At 54.5% G+C, this 16,451-nt stretch carries 17 protein-coding genes and 1 tRNA gene; 12 read left to right on the plus strand and 6 right to left on the minus strand.

What is annotated here, in order from left to right:
• The 5 genes from Q5Y71_RS00655 to Q5Y71_RS00675 form a co-directional block, all read right to left on the minus strand.
• Nucleotides 1–439 (minus strand): HNH endonuclease (locus tag Q5Y71_RS00655; RefSeq protein ID WP_306039230.1); only part of this gene is annotated, 439 nt, incomplete at its 3' end.
• Between the two features lie 216 nt (nt 440–655).
• The gene (locus tag Q5Y71_RS00660) at nt 656–898 is read right to left on the minus strand and encodes a hypothetical protein (RefSeq protein ID WP_306039231.1); all 243 of its coding nucleotides are present in this window, start codon (nt 896–898) and stop codon (nt 656–658) included.
• On the minus strand, nt 898–1,272 hold the full coding sequence (locus tag Q5Y71_RS00665) for a hypothetical protein (protein WP_306039232.1): 375 nt from the start codon (nt 1,270–1,272) through the stop codon (nt 898–900). Before Q5Y71_RS00665 ends, Q5Y71_RS00660 begins: the two co-directional genes overlap by 1 nt.
• Nucleotides 1,273–2,008: 736 nt before the next feature.
• Nucleotides 2,009–2,096, minus strand: a tRNA-Ser gene (locus Q5Y71_RS00670).
• A 161-nt stretch (nt 2,097–2,257) separates the two neighbouring features.
• Entirely contained in the window at nt 2,258–5,197 is a 2,940-nt protein-coding gene (locus Q5Y71_RS00675; protein WP_306039233.1) for an Rne/Rng family ribonuclease, read from the minus strand.
• Between the two features lie 801 nt (nt 5,198–5,998).
• Between Q5Y71_RS00675 and Q5Y71_RS00680 the strand changes: the two genes are divergently transcribed.
• The gene (locus Q5Y71_RS00680; RefSeq protein WP_306039235.1) at nt 5,999–7,000 is read left to right on the plus strand and encodes an RluA family pseudouridine synthase; all 1,002 of its coding nucleotides are present in this window, start codon (nt 5,999–6,001) and stop codon (nt 6,998–7,000) included.
• The gene (locus Q5Y71_RS00685; protein ID WP_306039237.1) at nt 7,000–7,644 is read left to right on the plus strand and encodes an HAD-IA family hydrolase; all 645 of its coding nucleotides are present in this window, start codon (nt 7,000–7,002) and stop codon (nt 7,642–7,644) included. The genes Q5Y71_RS00680 and Q5Y71_RS00685 overlap by 1 nt, the downstream gene beginning before the upstream one ends.
• Here the strand turns inward: Q5Y71_RS00685 and Q5Y71_RS00690 are convergent.
• The gene (locus Q5Y71_RS00690) at nt 7,619–8,233 is read right to left on the minus strand and encodes a nucleoside triphosphate pyrophosphatase (RefSeq protein WP_306039239.1); all 615 of its coding nucleotides are present in this window, start codon (nt 8,231–8,233) and stop codon (nt 7,619–7,621) included. The two genes, Q5Y71_RS00685 and Q5Y71_RS00690, sit on opposite strands and share 26 nt — an antisense overlap.
• Nucleotides 8,234–8,340: 107 nt before the next feature.
• Here Q5Y71_RS00690 and Q5Y71_RS00695 point away from each other — a divergent pair, with 107 nt between their 5' ends.
• The 10 genes from Q5Y71_RS00695 to tmk all read left to right on the plus strand — a co-directional run bounded on the left by Q5Y71_RS00695 (nt 8,341) and on the right by tmk (nt 16,384).
• Entirely contained in the window at nt 8,341–8,883 is a 543-nt protein-coding gene (locus Q5Y71_RS00695; protein WP_306039241.1) for a YceD family protein, read from the plus strand.
• Nucleotides 8,884–8,957: 74 nt separating this feature from the next.
• Nucleotides 8,958–9,149 (plus strand): 50S ribosomal protein L32, encoded by a 192-nt coding sequence (rpmF, locus tag Q5Y71_RS00700; protein WP_306039243.1) that lies wholly within the window; start codon nt 8,958–8,960, stop codon nt 9,147–9,149.
• 3 nt (nt 9,150–9,152) lie between these two features.
• Nucleotides 9,153–10,199 carry a phosphate acyltransferase PlsX gene (plsX, locus tag Q5Y71_RS00705; RefSeq protein WP_306039245.1) on the plus strand — a complete coding sequence of 349 codons (1,047 nt, stop codon included), beginning with the start codon at nt 9,153–9,155 and terminating at the stop codon, nt 10,197–10,199.
• A 46-nt stretch (nt 10,200–10,245) separates the two neighbouring features.
• Nucleotides 10,246–11,190, plus strand: coding sequence for an ACP S-malonyltransferase (gene fabD, locus Q5Y71_RS00710; protein WP_306039246.1), 945 nt, complete (start codon nt 10,246–10,248; stop codon nt 11,188–11,190).
• A gap of 45 nt (nt 11,191–11,235) precedes the next feature.
• Nucleotides 11,236–11,991: a 3-oxoacyl-ACP reductase FabG gene (fabG, locus tag Q5Y71_RS00715; RefSeq protein ID WP_371876972.1), complete on the plus strand. Its 756-nt coding sequence runs from the start codon at nt 11,236–11,238 to the stop codon at nt 11,989–11,991.
• 224 nt (nt 11,992–12,215) lie between these two features.
• Nucleotides 12,216–12,452 (plus strand): acyl carrier protein, encoded by a 237-nt coding sequence (gene acpP, locus Q5Y71_RS00720; RefSeq protein WP_020415205.1) that lies wholly within the window; start codon nt 12,216–12,218, stop codon nt 12,450–12,452.
• Nucleotides 12,453–12,644: 192 nt separating this feature from the next.
• The gene (gene fabF, locus Q5Y71_RS00725; RefSeq protein WP_306039252.1) at nt 12,645–13,886 is read left to right on the plus strand and encodes a beta-ketoacyl-ACP synthase II; all 1,242 of its coding nucleotides are present in this window, start codon (nt 12,645–12,647) and stop codon (nt 13,884–13,886) included.
• Between the two features lie 45 nt (nt 13,887–13,931).
• Nucleotides 13,932–14,702 carry an aminotransferase class IV gene (locus tag Q5Y71_RS00730; protein WP_306039253.1) on the plus strand — a complete coding sequence of 257 codons (771 nt, stop codon included), beginning with the start codon at nt 13,932–13,934 and terminating at the stop codon, nt 14,700–14,702.
• Nucleotides 14,699–15,760 (plus strand): endolytic transglycosylase MltG, encoded by a 1,062-nt coding sequence (gene mltG / locus Q5Y71_RS00735; RefSeq protein WP_306039255.1) that lies wholly within the window; start codon nt 14,699–14,701, stop codon nt 15,758–15,760. The genes Q5Y71_RS00730 and mltG overlap by 4 nt, the downstream gene beginning before the upstream one ends.
• Before the next feature lie 3 nt (nt 15,761–15,763).
• Entirely contained in the window at nt 15,764–16,384 is a 621-nt protein-coding gene (gene tmk, locus Q5Y71_RS00740; protein ID WP_306039256.1) for a dTMP kinase, read from the plus strand.
• Nucleotides 16,385–16,451 lie beyond the last annotated feature (67 nt).

A 16,451-nucleotide genomic window follows, 5' to 3' on the forward strand; every position in this document is an offset into this window, starting at 1 on the left:
GAGGCATTTCTTTTTTTTCAGTTTGAAAATTATTTATTGGGATGTTATGTTTGCTGGATAACCCTTCAATAATTTTATTGAGCCGGGATTCTGATCCGGCTTTAACTTGGATAATATTGTCGACTGTGTCAGAGTTACTTTTTCGTACGACAGGGTCATATCTTGTAATTGAATTGTCGCTGTACCTCAGTTTTATTCCACTTCTATTATCATATATTGGGAAATCCTGATTGGTTCCACGTTCCCTGTTTATATCCATTAGGGTCGCGAACCGTCCAAATTCAGTAGATATGGCGGAATCAATACCTCTTCCGCAAATATTATTGCAATCTGCGCAGTATATTTTATCTTTAAGAAAGCCCCCGATGGCTTGTGAGATAATATGCTCTACAGTAAGCGCTCTATCATTTTGGCAACAGAGAAAACAAGTTCCCTTCATCTTTATAATATTTCCTGGTTTTGAGGTGAGCAAATACTTGTCTTGCGTAAATTTTCAGCGGTTATTGGCATGATTAAATTTTACATAACCATCTCTCTCTAGCTGCAAAAAACCAGATAAGATTTCTGTTGTTGAGTCTCGGCAATATGGTACGGCTCGGCGCTGTTAATTTTCATTTATGAAACGCTAAATTCTAGGAGCAGCGCTTAGTTAAGGTTAAATCTCTTCCTGGCTAAAATTCTTTATCTGTTCACCGTAGATGGTTACAGCTTCACTCTCTAGTCTTTCTTTTAAGCTTGCAACTTCTAGGTAGTCATTTCCAGCTTCAGCGGCCTCGTCTTCATCTTCTGATGTTTCATTTATATTTTTTAATCGTTGTAACTCCTTAGTGAGGGATTCAAGAACAATGCGAGCTTCCCAGTCTAGGAGTGAAATTTTCATTTCTCGTATAGTACTCATTATACAACCTCTTTTTTAAATATTTTTTGACATTTGAGGGCTAACTTAGAAAGTAGTCCCTTGAATTCATCAAGTGGCATGTTTGATATTGGGCAGATACTGTAATGACCAGGGCGATCATTAATCAGTTTTAATCCAGTGGGCACTAGCGTATGTTTTGGTATTTTCCATACCCAGCCAGAAAGCGGAGTAGAATCTAATCTCTTTTTAGTCGATAGAGATATCCCTTTTCCATTAGCTACAACTACTACTATTCCATTGACGTCAATAGTATCTATATCTTTTGGCCTTCTAACATTGGTTAGCCTTGGACTGGAGGAGTTCCCAAGTCGAAATAGATCCTCAGGGGCCATAAATAAGTCTTCAACATTCACATCCTGTCTCCTTCTGTTAACTAGCAGGCTGCTGAAAAACTCGGATTTTGAATTAAAGCATCATCATCTTGAAGTTTTAGAATCAAAAAAACACTTGTTTTGTAGGCTCTGAATTTTCTGATTTTATAAGAGTTAAGGTAAAAATTTCGTTAAAGGGACTTTTTCAGCAGCCTGCTAAGAGCTTATATTTTTATGCAACTGGAAACCCTACCATCATTTGGCATACTTCAATGTCTGCCGCCATTACAAAATCTTTCAAAAATATATGCCGATCAAAAAATACACAATTTCCGGCGAGCCCCGCATTCTATAAGGCTTCTAGCCGTGTTTGATTGAAAATCATACTGCCAAAAGGGCCGTCGGTCACTCCTCCCCACGCCTGTCGGTTTTTGGTGCTCTTTTGGTTGGTGAAATTGAGAGTAGGGCCGGGCTGTGAGCTGGTGCGGGTTCTAGGCTTCGTGAGTATTTCAGAAAGTGAAAGCTATTGAAGCGTTGTGAAATATTGCTTCTCTGTTCAAGCCTCACTTTTAGCGCTTTGAGCCCCTCGAAAGGTACAAGGAGGTAAGGGTTGAAATGTGGGGCAGGGGACGTCTTGTTGGCGTACATTTACTGCATCCCTGACAGCTTGAAATATTTTGCGTTGAGACTTTGTTGAGACTTTAACGAAAAAGGGCGGGACTAAGGAAATTAGTACCGCCCTTCTATACTTGCAACCAATTGATCTACAAGGTTTTTATGGCGGTGGGGCAGGGATTCGAACCCTGGGACCTGTTACAGTCAACGGTTTTCAAGACCGCCGCTTTCGACCACTCAGCCACCCCACCAATTTGTGCTCGGGATTATACTTGGCTCCTGGCAGGATACAAGCATCATTGTAAATTTTTCAAATAGTTCAATAAGTTAGACGCTTTGTTGGACAGTTTTTGCCACAGCGTTGCACGGGTTGAAGCCACCTCCAGGGGCAGGTGGCTTTTACCCTGTGTGCTCAGCTGGCCTCTGCTGAGTTGCGGCCGATGTCGGCATCAACACGATTCTGCGCTTCCCCTTGGCTCACACGGGGATCATTGGTGGGACGGGGCAGGGTGCGCGGGCTGTGCTCGACGGCAGCGGGCTGATCTGTGTCCAGCGGCTGCTGTAGACCCATTTTATGGTGTTCTGTGATAATCGAAAGCTGGTGCAGCGGCTTGGGGTTGATCCGGGGATCATTACCGGCGCGGCCCTGCAGTGCTGGGGAGGGTGCTTTTTCCGATGCCGCAGCTTCTGCGGTCAACACGGCTTCCTGGGCGCCGTCCCCCGCATCGCGCTGTTCCCGCAAAGCGGCGTCATTGGCTTCTTTTAAGGCAATCTCTTCGACATCCACCGGCTCAATAGCGGAAGCATTCTCCAGAGGAGAGGGCTCTGTTATTGGTGTTTCGGCAACCGATTTCTCAACAGCAGTGTCTATTTCCACTTTGCCGGGAGCCTGTGCTTCTGCCATTGGGTTGGCAACAGACGGCTCCTCAGATGCTGCCGGGATCGGTTGCGTTTCGGTATCAATAGTGATCGTCGGTTCTGCGAGTGTAGATGCCGTTTCGGCCTTGGCTCTATTTCCTCTGGCGGTATCACTTTGTATTGCTGTGGATTCCGGTTGTTCCATCAAGTGAGGGCTTGTTGAAACCTCTGCTACCTGCGCAACTTGCTCTGTTTGAGGTGCGGGTTTTGATGTCTTGGGCTGGCGCTCGTGCCGTTTCCTGGATCTGGTTTCCTGGGCTGCAGGCGGCGCTGCACTGCGGTTTTTATTGGCAATGGCTTGTGACTTTTTGGCTTCACCTTCCGCTTCGTCAATGGCTTCATTGATTTCGCGGTTCAGTTCTTCCTGGCCTTGGGTTGCGGCTGTGGCAACTTCTCCACGGCGGCCGCGGCGGCGTGCCTGCGGGCGTCCGCGAACATTGCTTGGGCGGCGTGCCGGCTTCTGTTGTTGCCCCGTGGCTTCATCAGCCTGCTCAGCTTTGGTATCAGTAATTGTAGAGCGGTTGTCGTCTTGGCCACGGTTGTCGTGGCTGCGACGGCGACGGCGTCGGCGTTGGCCATCGCCCCGCCCTGAACCGGTCTCGGATTCCTCGGTTTGCTTCCCCTGGCGTTTGTCTTCTTGCCTGGTGTCCTCGCGGCGTGCAGGACGCCCATTGCGGTTGCTGCGGCCACCGCGCTGATTGCGATTGCGCTGGTAACCTTTGCTGCGATGCTTGGATTTTTTGTGTTTGTCAGACGCTTTCTCCCCGCTTGAGAAGAGAGAGACAATGGCGTTAATCAAACGGCTGAGCAGACCGGGTTCGAGCTTTTGTTCCGGGGTGGGTGCCGGAGCGGTATGTGCGATCTGCTGTACAGCGGGTTGAACCGCTGTGCGCTGGGGCTTCTCCTCTTTTCTGGTAGCGACCTCTTCGACAGTGCCGGAAATTTTATAGGAGGTTTCCGGAGTGGCCGTGTCGTCATCGCGCAGGCGCTGCACTTCAAAGTGTGGAGTTTCGAGTTCCGCACTGGGCACGACAACGACACGGGTATTATTTCGGGATTCGATCTGCGAAATGGTTTTGCGCTTTTCGTTGAGCAGATACGTAGCGACATTGACTGGCGTGATCGCGCGAATCTCTGCACTGCGCTCTTTCTTGGCCTCTTCTTCCACCAGGCGCAGAATGGAGAGCGCCAGGGATTTTGTGCCGCGAATGGTGCCCTGACCGCTGCAGCGGGGGCAGATCCGGAAAGTGGTCTCACCCAGAGAGGGGCGCAGGCGCTGGCGGGACATTTCCAGCAGGCCAAAGCGGGAGATACGGCCAACCTGGACCCGGGCGCGGTCCATGCTTAGGGCCTTCTCCATGCGCTTTTCCACTTCGCGCTGGTTGGATTTGCTCTGCATATCGATAAAGTCGATAACAACCAGGCCCCCCATATCGCGCAGGCGCAATTGGCGGGCAATTTCATCCGCCGCTTCCAGGTTGATATTGCGGGCAGTCTCCTCAATATCCCCCCCCTTGGTTGCGCGGGAGGAATTGATATCGATAGATACGAGCGCTTCTGTGACATCGATCACGATGGAGCCACCAGAGGGCAGCTTTACTTCCCGTTCAAAGGCGGTTTCTATCTGGCTTTCGATTTGGTAGCGGTTGAACAGCGGGATAGCATCTTCGTAGTACTTTACCTTGCTGGTATAGTGGGGCATGACCTGGCGGGCGAATTCCGCTGCCAATTGGTAAGCGCCTTTGTCATCGACAATCACTTCGCCGATATCGTCGCGCATGTAGTCACGAATTGCGCGGATAATGACGTTGCTTTCCTGAAATAGGAAGTGTGGCGCCTTGGAGGAGTCGGCTTCCTCTTTGATCGCTGCCCACAGCTTCAGCAGGTAGTTCAGGTCCCACTGCAGTTCATCACTGCTGCGGCCGACACCAGCGGTGCGCACGATAATACCCATGCCCGAAGGGACTTCCACGCTGGCCAGGGCATCGCGCAGCTCAGAGCGCTCATCACCTTCAATGCGCCGGGAAATACCACCGGCGCGGGGGTTGTTTGGCATGAGTACTAGATAGCGCCCGGCAAGGCTGATAAAGGTGGTGAGCGCTGCGCCCTTGTTGCCGCGCTCTTCCTTATCTACCTGTACAATGACTTCCATGCCCTCCTTAACCACATCCTTGATCTTGATGCGGCCTTCGTGTTTGAGGAAGTACTCGCGGGAGATCTCCTTTAGTGGGAGGAAGCCGTGGCGCTCTTCGCCGTAATCGACAAAGGCAGCTTCCAGGGAAGGCTCCACACGGGTGATCTTGCCTTTGTAGATATTGGCTTTTTTCTGCTGGCGGGTACGGTTTTCAATGTCCAGATCGTAGAGCCACTGGCCGTCTACCAGGGCAACACGCAACTCCTCTGGCTGGGTTGCGTTGATTAGCATTCTCTTCATGCGTGTCGTTTTCCTTGCGTTACGCAAAGGAGGACAACCGCTGTTCACAGGCTTGCTTGTGGGCCGCCAAGAGGAGAGGACCAGATGGCGGGGCAGGGACAAGGGTGGCACTATGCTCTGCCGCTGATTCGATCTATGCGGCTGAGTGAAACCAATGTGCACCCTTTCTGGCACTGCAAAAACTCTGGATACGCACTGCTGCCACGTGATCCATTGGTACCTTCTGTACCATTTTTCCTTCAGTACTTTCTATGAGTACTGCCCGGTACCCGTACCATGGGCTTGCATGGCTGGGTCGGGTGCCACCCGTCGGTCAGTTTCAGGCGGGGTGGCAAGGTTTGCGTCAACATTGCTGGTTGTGTAGCGCGGCTTTTGACCGAGACCAGCAGTTCTATATTTTGTCCGCCGGGTCTGCGTAAGCGGAGAAACCCGGGTAGCCAGTGCGGTCGCTGGCGTTATCTGCTACAGAATGGGACGCAAGTTAATGAGTCGTCCTTTCAAGCGCTGCGGGTCACGGCCCGTCTTACCTTCGCGATAAATACCCGCACAACTGCGGGTTGTTACTTACGATGAGGCCCCAGGGGTTTGCAATGCTGGGTAACGCCTCACCGGCTGGGTTGTTATCGATAACGCGGCATTTCCGCGCACCGGCCGAACGGCGATATTTTCTTTGAAAACAGAGCTGTTTTTTACAGTGGCAAGATGCCAACAGTCGAAAACCTGCCGAATCCGGTCTGCCTGAATATAGCATGGACAGAAGAGTGCTTCAATTGTCCCAGTTGCAACGCTATGATGCCTGCCATGCGAAGTACACCCTCCTTTAAGTTGGCTGCGGCCGACAATTCCTCTGGTACCTGGACTCCCTCTGGTGGCGTGCAATTTTTGACTGTGCCGCTTGAGCTGGCGGGGCAGCGGATCGATAACTTCCTTCTGGCACGCCTCAAGGGGGTGCCCCGTTCAAGGATCTACCGAATCCTGCGCAAGGGGGAGGTCAGGGTAAACAAAGGGCGTGTGAAAGCGGAGTACAAGCTGAAGACGGGTGATGTGGTGCGCGTGCCGCCACTACGCGTGGCCGACACAACGCCTGCCCCGCTGGCGGGGGCGTCACTGCGTCAGCTGGTGAAAGCGTCGATTCTCTACGATGACAATGGGCTGTTGGTTATCAACAAGCCTGTGGGTTTGGCGGTGCATGGCGGCAGCGGCATACGACTCGGGCTTATTGAGGTGCTGCGCCAGATCTATCCGCAAAGCCCATTTATTGAGCTGGTACACCGCCTGGACCGGGATACCAGTGGTGCGATCATGGTGGCGCGCAAACGCGCAGTGCTGCAGCATGTGCAGGCTGATCTGCGCAGTGGTCGCGTGGATAAATCGTATTTGGCGCTGGCTGCGGGTAAATGGCCGCGCAGCCGGCGGGTAGTAGAGGCTTGCCTGCGCAAGAATACTCTTAAGAGCGGCGAACGGATGGTATCCGTTCATCCCGACGGCAAACCCTCTGTGAGCCGGTTTCAGGTGCTGGAGCGCTTTCGGGCGACGACCCTGCTTGCGGTAGAACCGATGACGGGTCGCACTCATCAGATCCGGGTACACGCGCAGTTTGTCGGTTGTCCACTGGCAGGTGATGACAAGTACACACCAGATGACGTGAACCGGGGGTTTCGCAGCCTGGGCCTCAAGCGTCTCTTTCTGCATTCCGCCTCTGTGGGTTGTCAGCTCCCCGATGGGGAAAAGGTAGTTGTGGCGGCGCCATTACCCGATGAACTGGGGGCACTGTTGAAGAGATTGCGCGAGGAAATGGGCTGATGCTGGTTATTCTCGACTGGGATGGTACTGTCTGTAATTCCGAGTCCCGTATCGTGGGGTGCATGCAGCGCGCCGCTGAGCGGGTGGGGCTTCCAGTGCTCGCTGCAGAGGCGGTGAGCGATATTATCGGGCTCGGGTTGCCGGAGGCGGTGGAGACACTGTTGCCCGATGCCGGCGTTAAGGAAAAACAGGCGCTACGTCAATTGTATTCCGAGGAGTGGTTGGCTGCCTGGGCCGAGCCCCTGCCGCTGTTTGACGGGGTGTTGGATACCCTGGATCGCTTGCGTTGCGCTGGACATCAGCTGGCGGTGGCCACGGGCAAAAGCCGCCGCGGCCTCAATCGCGAGTTTGAGCAGCATGGTCTGGGGCACCTGTTTGCAGCGAGCCGCTGCGCAGACGAGACGGCCTCCAAACCCGATCCGAGGATGCTGCGGGAACTGCTGCGGGAGACAGGCCGCTCCGCCGGACAGGCGGTCATGGTGGGAGATACGGTGTACGATCTGGAGATGGCGGCGGCGATAGGCATGCCCTCCGTCGGGGTCAGCTACGGTGTACATTGTCCGGCGCGTTTGCGGGAATGTGGCCCCAAAGCCATTATCCACCGCTTCACCGAGTTGCTCAGCTGGCCGCCCCTGGCGTCTTGAGAGGCGGTGCCAGTGGGTCCATACCGTGCTCGCACAACAGGTCTGTTAGACGGATCAGCGGGAGGCCCACCAGGGTATTGATGTCGGTACCTTCCAGCTTTTCAAATAGCGTAATCCCCAGTCCCTCCACTTTGAACGCGCCCGCGCAGTCGTAAGGTTTCTCCAGTTCCACGTAGCGTTCAATCTGTGCTTTGCTGAGTGGGCGAAAGTAGACCGTATAGGTTTCTAGGCAGGTCGATTGCCTGCCGCTCGCGCTGTCGAGGACAGACAAGCCTGTATGGAAAGTGGCCCGTTTGCCGGCGCAGGTGCCCAATTGCGCTATGGCGCGCTCCCGGGAGCCCGGTTTGTGGAGGATGTGGCCGCTGCATTCGGCCACTTGGTCCGCTCCAATAATCAGGGCCTGCGGATATGTGCAGGCCAGGGCGCGGGCTTTCTCTTCGGCGAGGCGCAGAGCCCGGGCGCCGGCGTTCTCCCCGGGTTTCGTCTCCTCATCAGTTAAGGGGGCGGCGTACTGGAAAGGGAGTTGCAGTTGCCTGAGCAGGGCCCTTCGATAGGGAGAACTGGAGGCGAGTATCAGGGGCTGGGCCATGCTTACCGTGTCTCCACTTTTGTCCGGTTGCGGTTTAAGTCCGGGGGATACTGCAGTGCCTCAATGGCTTTGACAAGGGTGGGGTGAGTCCATAGAATTGCGCGCTTATGCCGACAGACCCCTCTAGATCATTGTTACCGAAGCGTATTGACGCGCGAAAGTTGGCGCAACGCGAGCAGTCTCTCGACGGCATTTTGCCGACGGATGCCCTTGAGCGGCTAAATAGTGCGGTAAAGTCTATTGATGGCGCAATTTCAGCGGAATTGCGATTTGGACGGGACCTGCAAGGGCACCTTACCGTGTGCGGTAGCGTCACTGGTACTGTCGAGCTGCTTTGTCAGCGCTGTCTGCACCCGGTACGCGAGCAGTTGGAAGGGCCATTTTACTGGGGTATTGTATGGTCCGAGGCGCAGGGCAAGTCTCTCCCCAGAGACCTGGACCCAGTGATACAGGGCGGCGATGAGCTGGATCTGTACCAGATTCTCGAGGATGAAGTTCTGCTCAATCTGCCGATGGTGGCTTATCATCAGGAGAAGTGTGTTCCCAAGGGGCATTTCCAGTTTGGTGAGAGTGATACCGAAGCGGGTGGGCAACGGGAAAACCCCTTTAAAGTGCTGGAGCAATTGAAGGGTTCATCGGGCAAGTCGTAGATTGGCCCGATGGGTTAGGGCTCGCCGGTAGGCGCCCCGGTTCCAGCGAAATCTGTTTATTTTAGGAGCTGGTAATGGCTGTTCAACAAAACAAGAAGACTCGTTCCCGTCGCGGTATGCGCCGCTCTCACGACGCCTTGGGTGCCGATACAACGCTTTCGGTAGACCCGACGACTGGCGAAAAGCACCGCCGTCACCACGTAACCAAAGATGGCTTCTACCGTGGCCGCAAGGTGATTGCAACCGTCGGCACCGAAGAAGAGTAAGTCTTGGTCAACCGATTGCGATTGGCCGTGGATACGATGGGCGGGGACTTAGGTCCCCGCTCTGTCGTTCCGGCCTGCATCCGATTTCTTCAGAACTTCCCGGAGGCGCACTTAACGCTTTTTGGCCCGCGCAACGTGCTCGGGGCTCAGCTATCCAGGCAGTACCGCCAGGGTTCCCCCGATCGGTTTGAGATCATTCACTGCGAACAAATTATCACCCAGGCATGCAACCCCCTGCAGGCTGTGCGTCACAGCCGTGAGTCCACAATGGCCCTGGCACTGAAGGCGGTTGCCAGTGGCGATGCGCAGGCAGCCGTCACCTCAGGCAATACCGGTGCACTGTTAGCGCTAAGCCGCAGTATTCTGGGTAATATTGACGGGGTTCGAAAGCCGGCGTTGGGTAAGTCTGTGCCCTCGGGTAAGGGCTCCTGCTATCTTCTGGATCTCGGGGCGAATGTGGACTGCAATGCAACAGATCTGCTGCAATTTGCACGGATGGGCATTGAGGCGCAGCATATCCACACGGCGATTGCCCGCGAGGACATCAAGGTGGCCCTGCTCAATATCGGCGCGGAGGCGCATAAGGGAACAGCCGAGATACAAAAAGCCGCAAATCTGCTTGTGGCTGAACCCCGGATTAACTATGTGGGTTTTGTGGAGGGGCACGATATTTTTACCGGCGCCGTGGATGTGGTTGTCTGCGATGGCTTGATGGGAAATGTGGCGATGAAGTCCGCTGAAGGCGTGATTCGACTAATGGGTCAAAAAGTGTTCACCATCGAGGAAAAGGGATATTTCAAGCGTTTTTTTGGCCAATTGGCCATAAAGCTGTTGCGAAAATGGCGTACACGGCTGGAGCCTGCCCGCTATAATGGCGCCAGTTTTGTAGGGGTGAAGGGCAACGTGATCAAGAGTCACGGCGGGGCCAGCAGCGAGGCATTCTACCGGGCGCTGGTAACGGCCAAGGAGTGCGCCGATGCCAATCTTGCCGCCAGGGTTGATGCAGCTCTGGCGCAATCCGGCGCGCGGAGCCCGAATGAAGCAGGGTAGGAAATAACCTCTGCTGATAATTGCTACTTAGGTTTAAGGATATCTTATGACCAATGCTGCACTTGCATTTGTCTTTCCGGGGCAGGGATCCCAGAAGATTGGGATGCTTTCCGAGATTGCCTTGGAGGCTCCCGAAATCCCGGCCACCTTTGCCGAGGCTTCGGAAGTTTTGGGGTACGACCTCTGGGACCTCTGTCAGAATGGCGAGCAGGAGGATATCAATCTCACCCAGCGCACCCAGCCCCTGCTTTTGACCTCAAGCGTTGCCCTGTATCGTCTCTGGCGCGCGCGCGGTGGCGCTTTGCCAGGCCGTATGGCAGGCCACAGTCTCGGGGAGTGGTCCGCACTGGTCTGTTCCGGTGTTGTGGCTTTTAAAGAGGCGGTGCATCTGGTGCGTGAACGCGGTCGCCTGATGCAGGAGGCTGTACCCTTGGGCAGTGGAAGCATGGCAGCAGTGATTGGTCTGGATGATGAGGCAGTGGAAGTTGCCTGTGCTGGTTCTGCAAAGGGCGAAGTGGTTGCTGCTGTGAATTATAACTCTCCCGGTCAGGTTGTGATTGCCGGCAATAGCGCTGCAGTGGAGAGAGCGCTACAGGCCTGCAGGGCGGCGGGTGCCAAGAGGGCCATGTCTCTGCCGGTTAGCGCCCCTTTCCACACCGAGTTGATGCGACCCGCTGCCGAAAAACTTGCGCCCCAGATTGAAGCGGTGCAGTTTGATACACCTGAAATTCCCATTGTGCACAATGTGCATGCACAAGCAGAATCAGATCCGGCGGCAATAAAGGCCCTAATGATCGAGCAAATCTATCACCCTGTACGCTGGACCGCCTGTACGCAAAAGATCATCGCCGATGGTACGACGCAGTTGATTGAATGCGGGCCCGGCAAGGTGTTGGCTGGATTGGTCAAGCGAGTCGATCGCAACATTGCCTGCCATGCTGTTGATAATCCATACAGCTTTAATGAAGCCCTGAGATCCACTGCGGCATAGACCGTACAAAAGCCCGGTGCGACTATTCACAAGGACAAAGCCACTATGACGTTACAGATTTCCCTAGCGGGAAAAGTCGCCCTGGTTACCGGAGCCAGCCGGGGTATTGGCGCGGGGACGGCAGATATGTTGGGCGGTCTGGGTGCCACGGTCATTGGTACTGCCACGAGTGCTGACGGCGCTGAGAAAATCACTCTGCGCTTTGCCGAAAAAGACATCAGCGGTGTTGGCATGGTTCTCGATGTCACCAAGTCGGAGAGCATCACACAATTGCACGCTGCCGTGAAAAGTGATTTTGGTGCGCCTACTATCCTGGTCAACAATGCGGGCATCACCCGGGACAACCTGCTGATGCGCATGAAGGATGACGAGTGGGACTCAGTGATTGAAACAAATTTGACCGCCGTATACCGTGTGACCAAGGCCTGCTTGCGCGATATGACCAAGGCGCGCTGGGGGCGTATTGTCAATATCAGTTCTGTTGTAGGCAGTATGGGAAATGCGGGCCAGAGTAATTATGCCGCTACCAAGGCCGGCGTGGCAGGATTTGCGCGCTCATTGGCGGCGGAAATCGGCTCTCGCGGTATTACGGTCAATACTGTTGCGCCCGGATTTATTGATACCGATATGACCAAAGTGTTGTCTGAAGCGCAGCGTGCAGCACTCCTGGAAAAGATCCCTCTCGGTCGACTTGGCCAGCCCGAAGAGATTGCGTCTGTGGTGGCATTCCTGGCGAGTGACGCCGGCAGTTATATCACCGGTGAGACAATACAGGTCAATGGCGGCATGTACATGACTTGACCAGCATTTGAAATTAATTTTATAACTTATTGATTTCAAAAGTATATGCTTGTTTTCTGAAGGTGGTGAAGGGCCGTGCATTACATCCCCAAAAACTTGGGGTACAATGGCCTCTGAATTATCCAGAAGCTGTGTGAGCCGGTCGTTATCACCAATGGTTGGATTTGGTGAAATAACAATAGCGACCAAAACAGATTTTTACCCAATAGGAGTTAAATTGAATCATGAGCAGCATTGAAGAGCGCGTTAAAAAGATCGTTGCTGAACAACTGGGCGTGAAGGAAGAAGATGTTAAGCCTGAAGCCTCTTTTGTTGAAGATCTGGGCGCGGACTCGCTCGACACAGTTGAGCTGGTAATGGCTTTGGAAGAGGAATTCGAGACCGAAATCCCCGATGAAGAAGCTGAGAAAATCACTACTGTTCAGCTGGCAATGGATTACATCAAGGACAACCTTGGTTAATTTCTGCTGGGTAGTTTAGGCGCTGGCAGTATCATTTCGATACTTGGCCAAGCGACTCCGGGAGCCGTTCTATGTGTTACATAGCTCGGCTCTCTTTTTATTCGCACCATGGAATGATGACTGCTGGCCGGGGGTTGTTTTCTCCTCTAGGTTGGAATCTACGGCGGCAGCAAGAGCTTCGGGGGAATCAGAGTGTCGCACAGAAGAGTGGTAGTAACCGGAATGGGGGGTGTCAGCCCGCTGGGTAACACCTTGGGAGAGACTTGGTCCGGTATTCTCGCAGGGACCAGTGGTGCAGCTCCGATAGAGACATTTGATGTTTCCGCTTTTTCTACCCGCTTTGCGGCCACAGTGAAAGCGTTTGATCCCACGCCTTATATGCCCGCTAAAGATGCACGCAAAATGGATACCTTTTTGCAATATGGCCTGATTGCGGGTATCCAAGCGGTGGAAGACAGTGGTCTGGAAGTCAATGAGTGCGACGCACCGCGCATGGGTACCTGTATCGGTTCCGGCATGGGAGGCGTCCTGGCCATTGAAAACAATGGCATGCTGATTGCGGAAAAAGGACCGCGCCGGGTGTCCCCCTTCTTTGTGCCGGGCGCCATTATCAATATGGTCGCGGGCAATTTGTCGATTAAGTATGGTCTGAGGGGACCGAATCTCGCTGTGACCACGGCCTGTACAACAGGTACGCACGCGCTGGGCCTGGGCATGCGCGCAATCCAATATGGCGACGCAGATGTCATGGTATGTGGCGGTGCCGAAATGGTTACAACACCCGTCGGACTCGGTGGATTCTGCGCAGCGAGGGCACTTTCGACCCGCAATGACGATCCAAAATCCGCCAGCCGACCCTGGGACAAAGATCGCGACGGTTTTGTGTTGGGGGAAGGAGCTGCCGTGCTGGTACTGGAGGAGTACGAGCGGGCCAGAGCGCGAGGGGCAACAATTTATGCAGAAGCCGCCGGTTTTGGTATGAGCAGCGATGCCTTCCACATGACCTCTCCCCCCGAGGACGGTGCAGGTGCGGCACTGTCAATGCAAAATGCGCTCAAAGATGCCGAACTCAATGCGGATGCCATTCAGTACATCAACGCTCACGGTACCTCAACACCATTGGGTGACAGGGCTGAAATTCAGGCGGTGCACTGTATCTTTGCGGATACAAGCAGTCGGTTGGCAGTGAGTTCCACCAAGTCAATGACGGGTCATTTGCTCGGGGCAGCGGGTGCAATAGAAGCAGCTTTCTCCGTCTTGTCGCTGCGCGACCAGGTAGCACCGCCTACCATCAACCTGCATGACCCGGACGATGTCTGTCTCGGTATGAACCTTGTCCCCCATGAGCCCCAGTCCATGGTGATAGACGCGGTGCTTTCAAACTCCTTTGGGTTTGGAGGCACTAACGGGTCGCTGATCTTCAAGCGAGTCTGATCCACTCGCCCGAACAGGGGGCGAACATGCTCCGCTGGGGGAAGGATGTTTCAGTTACCACAACTCTTCCTGCGGGGGCGGGCTGTGCCCCGGTTGGCCCCCGACAGTGACTATACAGAGGGCATCCTCGAAACCATGCGTTGCCACAGCGGCAGCCTGCCGTTGTGGCCACTGCACCGGGACCGCTTGATCCGCTGCGCCTCTTTGAATCGGGGCTTGCTCGATGAAATCGATCATTCCATCCCACATCTGGCCGCCCGGTATATCCGGGGAGAAGCGGTCGCCCGCTTGCGTATTGGTCTTGTTGGCGGTGACAAATGCTGGGATCTGTCCTTTTTTCCGATGATGTGCTCTCTGGAGGCAGAACTTGGCATTCACTTGTTTCCTTGCAACACACGCCTGCCAATTTCTGGTTTGATGAATTCGGGCTGCAAATTCCTGTCTCGCAGCCGATATAATGCAGCTAAAGTTGAACTGCCGGCCGGTGAGCGACTGGATGGCCTGATGTTCGATAGCGCTGGCAGGGTAATAGAAAGCCTGCGCTGTAACCTGCTGGCACGTTTCGACGAGACCTGGGTGACCCCGGATCTGCAACGCTGTGGTGTCCGGGGAGTCATGCGTGCATGGCTTTCCGATTGGGTCTGGTGGCAGGAGCGGGATATGGATATTCAACTACTCAGCAGTGCCGATGAGGTAGTGCTGTGTAACAGTGTCCGGGGGGTGCTCCCCGTGGTAGAGGTTATTGGTATCAAGAACTGGACAATAGGCGCCGGTGCGCGAAGATTGCAGCAGTTGATTGTGGAAGAATTGTGGTGAAGAAAAAGCGACCCAGTGTCCTCGGAAAGCTTTGTAAGGCCACATTTGGTGGGTTCTTCCTGGTGTGCCTGCTGGCGGCGCTATCGCTGTGGGTGGCGAATGCCACCTTGACCGCTGCACTGCCGATAGAGGAAAACGGGTGGCAGTTCCAAGTGGAAAAGAGCAGCAGCTTGTCCAGAGCGCTCAGGCACCTTGAGCGCGATGGCATTATCCACTGGCCTCGTCTTGTGCTCGCCTATGCCTATTGGGCGGGCAAGACCGATATCCATCCCGGGGAATACCTGCTGCCCAGGGGCAGCAGCGCTATAGACCTGGTTTCCCGCCTGCACCGCGGTGAGGTGATGCGCTATCGGGTTACTCTTGTGGAGGGCTGGACGTTTCGCCAGGCACTGCAGAAGATCAGGTCGGAGCAAAAGATCGTGAAATCTGCAGCGGGCAGTACGGTACATGCTGCAGCCCAAGCGCTCGGCCTGGAAGTAGGCGCGGTCGAGGGCTGGATTTTCCCCGACACTTATGTGTATCGCTCCGGCACCACGGATGTCGAGTTGCTGCAGCAGGCCTATGAACGCATGCAGCAGGTGCTGGGCGAAGAATGGCAGGCGAAGGGAGACAAGCTTCCCTACAAATCTCCCTATGAGGCCCTTATCATGGCCTCGCTAATCGAAAAAGAAACCGGTCAGCCTTCCGAGCGCGGCCAAATTGCCGGAGTTTTCGTGCGCCGTTTGAACAGGGGTATGCGGCTGCAGACGGACCCTGCGGTGATCTATGGTTTGGGTGAGGGTTACAACGGAAATCTTACCCGCGCACATTTGCGCCAGCCAACTCCCTATAATACTTACGTCATCCACGGGCTTCCCCCGACGCCTATAGCCCTGCCTGGGCGCGCGGCCATTCGCGCAGCGCTCAATCCCAAGCCGGGCAAAAGCCTTTACTTTGTAGGCAAGGGTGATGGCTCCCACCACTTTTCAGCAACTCTGACAGAGCATAACCGTGCAGTGCGAGAGTATCAGCTGAAGCGGCGAGCGGACTATCGCTCCAGCCCGGCAGAAGGAAATTAAATTGTGTCGCGCGGAAAATTCATAACTCTGGAGGGGGTGGAAGGCGTTGGCAAGTCCACCAACCTGCAGTTTATTACCCAATGGTTAAACGATCGCAAAATCCCATTTGTGCAGACCCGGGAGCCCGGGGGTACGCCCCTGGCAGAACAGTTGCGCGCATTGTTGCTCACCAGGCGCGAGGAAGTGGTGGACCCAATGGCTGAACTGTTAATGGTATTTGCCGCACGGGCCCAGCACCTGGCCCAAGTGATCGTGCCGGCGTTGCAACGTGGCGATTGGGTTGTCTGTGATCGTTTTACGGATGCTACTTATGCGTATCAAGGTGGTGGCCGCCAGCTCGATAGAATACGAATTGAGCAACTGGAGCAGGCTGTGCAGGGCGACTTGCGCCCGGACAAAGTACTGTTGCTGGACCTGGACCCGGAAACTGGTTTGCAGCGCGCTGGCCGAAAGGGGGTGGCAGACCGCTTCGAGAGCGAGCACCTGGCGTTCTTCCATCGAGTGCGCACCGCTTATCATGCGCGTGCACAGGCCTTCCCGGGGCGGTATGCCATTGTCGATGCCAGCCAACCCCTGGAAAAGGTACAGAGAGCGCTGGGGCAGGAACTGGCGCACTTGTTGTAGCTGCATGTTAGGCTCTCCTGAAAAAAGTGCGGCCTGCGGATGGCGGTTTCCCTTTAATATGAACTTG

The organism is Microbulbifer sp. 2205BS26-8 (assembly GCF_030731025.1).
Taxonomy (GTDB): Bacteria; Pseudomonadota; Gammaproteobacteria; order Pseudomonadales; family Cellvibrionaceae; genus Microbulbifer; species Microbulbifer spongiae.

What these genes read in the sequence shown, in the direction of transcription:
- Q5Y71_RS00695 (WP_306039241.1), top strand. Translation starts at nt 8,341, where the DNA reads ATGCCGACAGACCCCTCTAGATCATTGTTACCGAAGCGTATTGACGCG.
- acpP (WP_020415205.1), top strand. Translation starts at nt 12,216, where the DNA reads ATGAGCAGCATTGAAGAGCGCGTTAAAAAGATCGTTGCTGAACAACTG.
- rpmF (WP_306039243.1), top strand. Translation starts at nt 8,958, where the DNA reads ATGGCTGTTCAACAAAACAAGAAGACTCGTTCCCGTCGCGGTATGCGC.
- Q5Y71_RS00680 (WP_306039235.1), top strand. Translation starts at nt 5,999, where the DNA reads ATGCGAAGTACACCCTCCTTTAAGTTGGCTGCGGCCGACAATTCCTCT.
- fabG (WP_371876972.1), top strand. Translation starts at nt 11,236, where the DNA reads ATGACGTTACAGATTTCCCTAGCGGGAAAAGTCGCCCTGGTTACCGGA.
- Q5Y71_RS00660 (WP_306039231.1), bottom strand. Translation starts at nt 898, where the DNA reads ATGAGTACTATACGAGAAATGAAAATTTCACTCCTAGACTGGGAAGCT.
- Q5Y71_RS00690 (WP_306039239.1), bottom strand. Translation starts at nt 8,233, where the DNA reads ATGGCCCAGCCCCTGATACTCGCCTCCAGTTCTCCCTATCGAAGGGCC.
- Q5Y71_RS00685 (WP_306039237.1), top strand. Translation starts at nt 7,000, where the DNA reads ATGCTGGTTATTCTCGACTGGGATGGTACTGTCTGTAATTCCGAGTCC.
- Q5Y71_RS00730 (WP_306039253.1), top strand. Translation starts at nt 13,932, where the DNA reads ATGTTTCAGTTACCACAACTCTTCCTGCGGGGGCGGGCTGTGCCCCGG.
- Q5Y71_RS00675 (WP_306039233.1), bottom strand. Translation starts at nt 5,197, where the DNA reads ATGAAGAGAATGCTAATCAACGCAACCCAGCCAGAGGAGTTGCGTGTT.
- fabD (WP_306039246.1), top strand. Translation starts at nt 10,246, where the DNA reads ATGACCAATGCTGCACTTGCATTTGTCTTTCCGGGGCAGGGATCCCAG.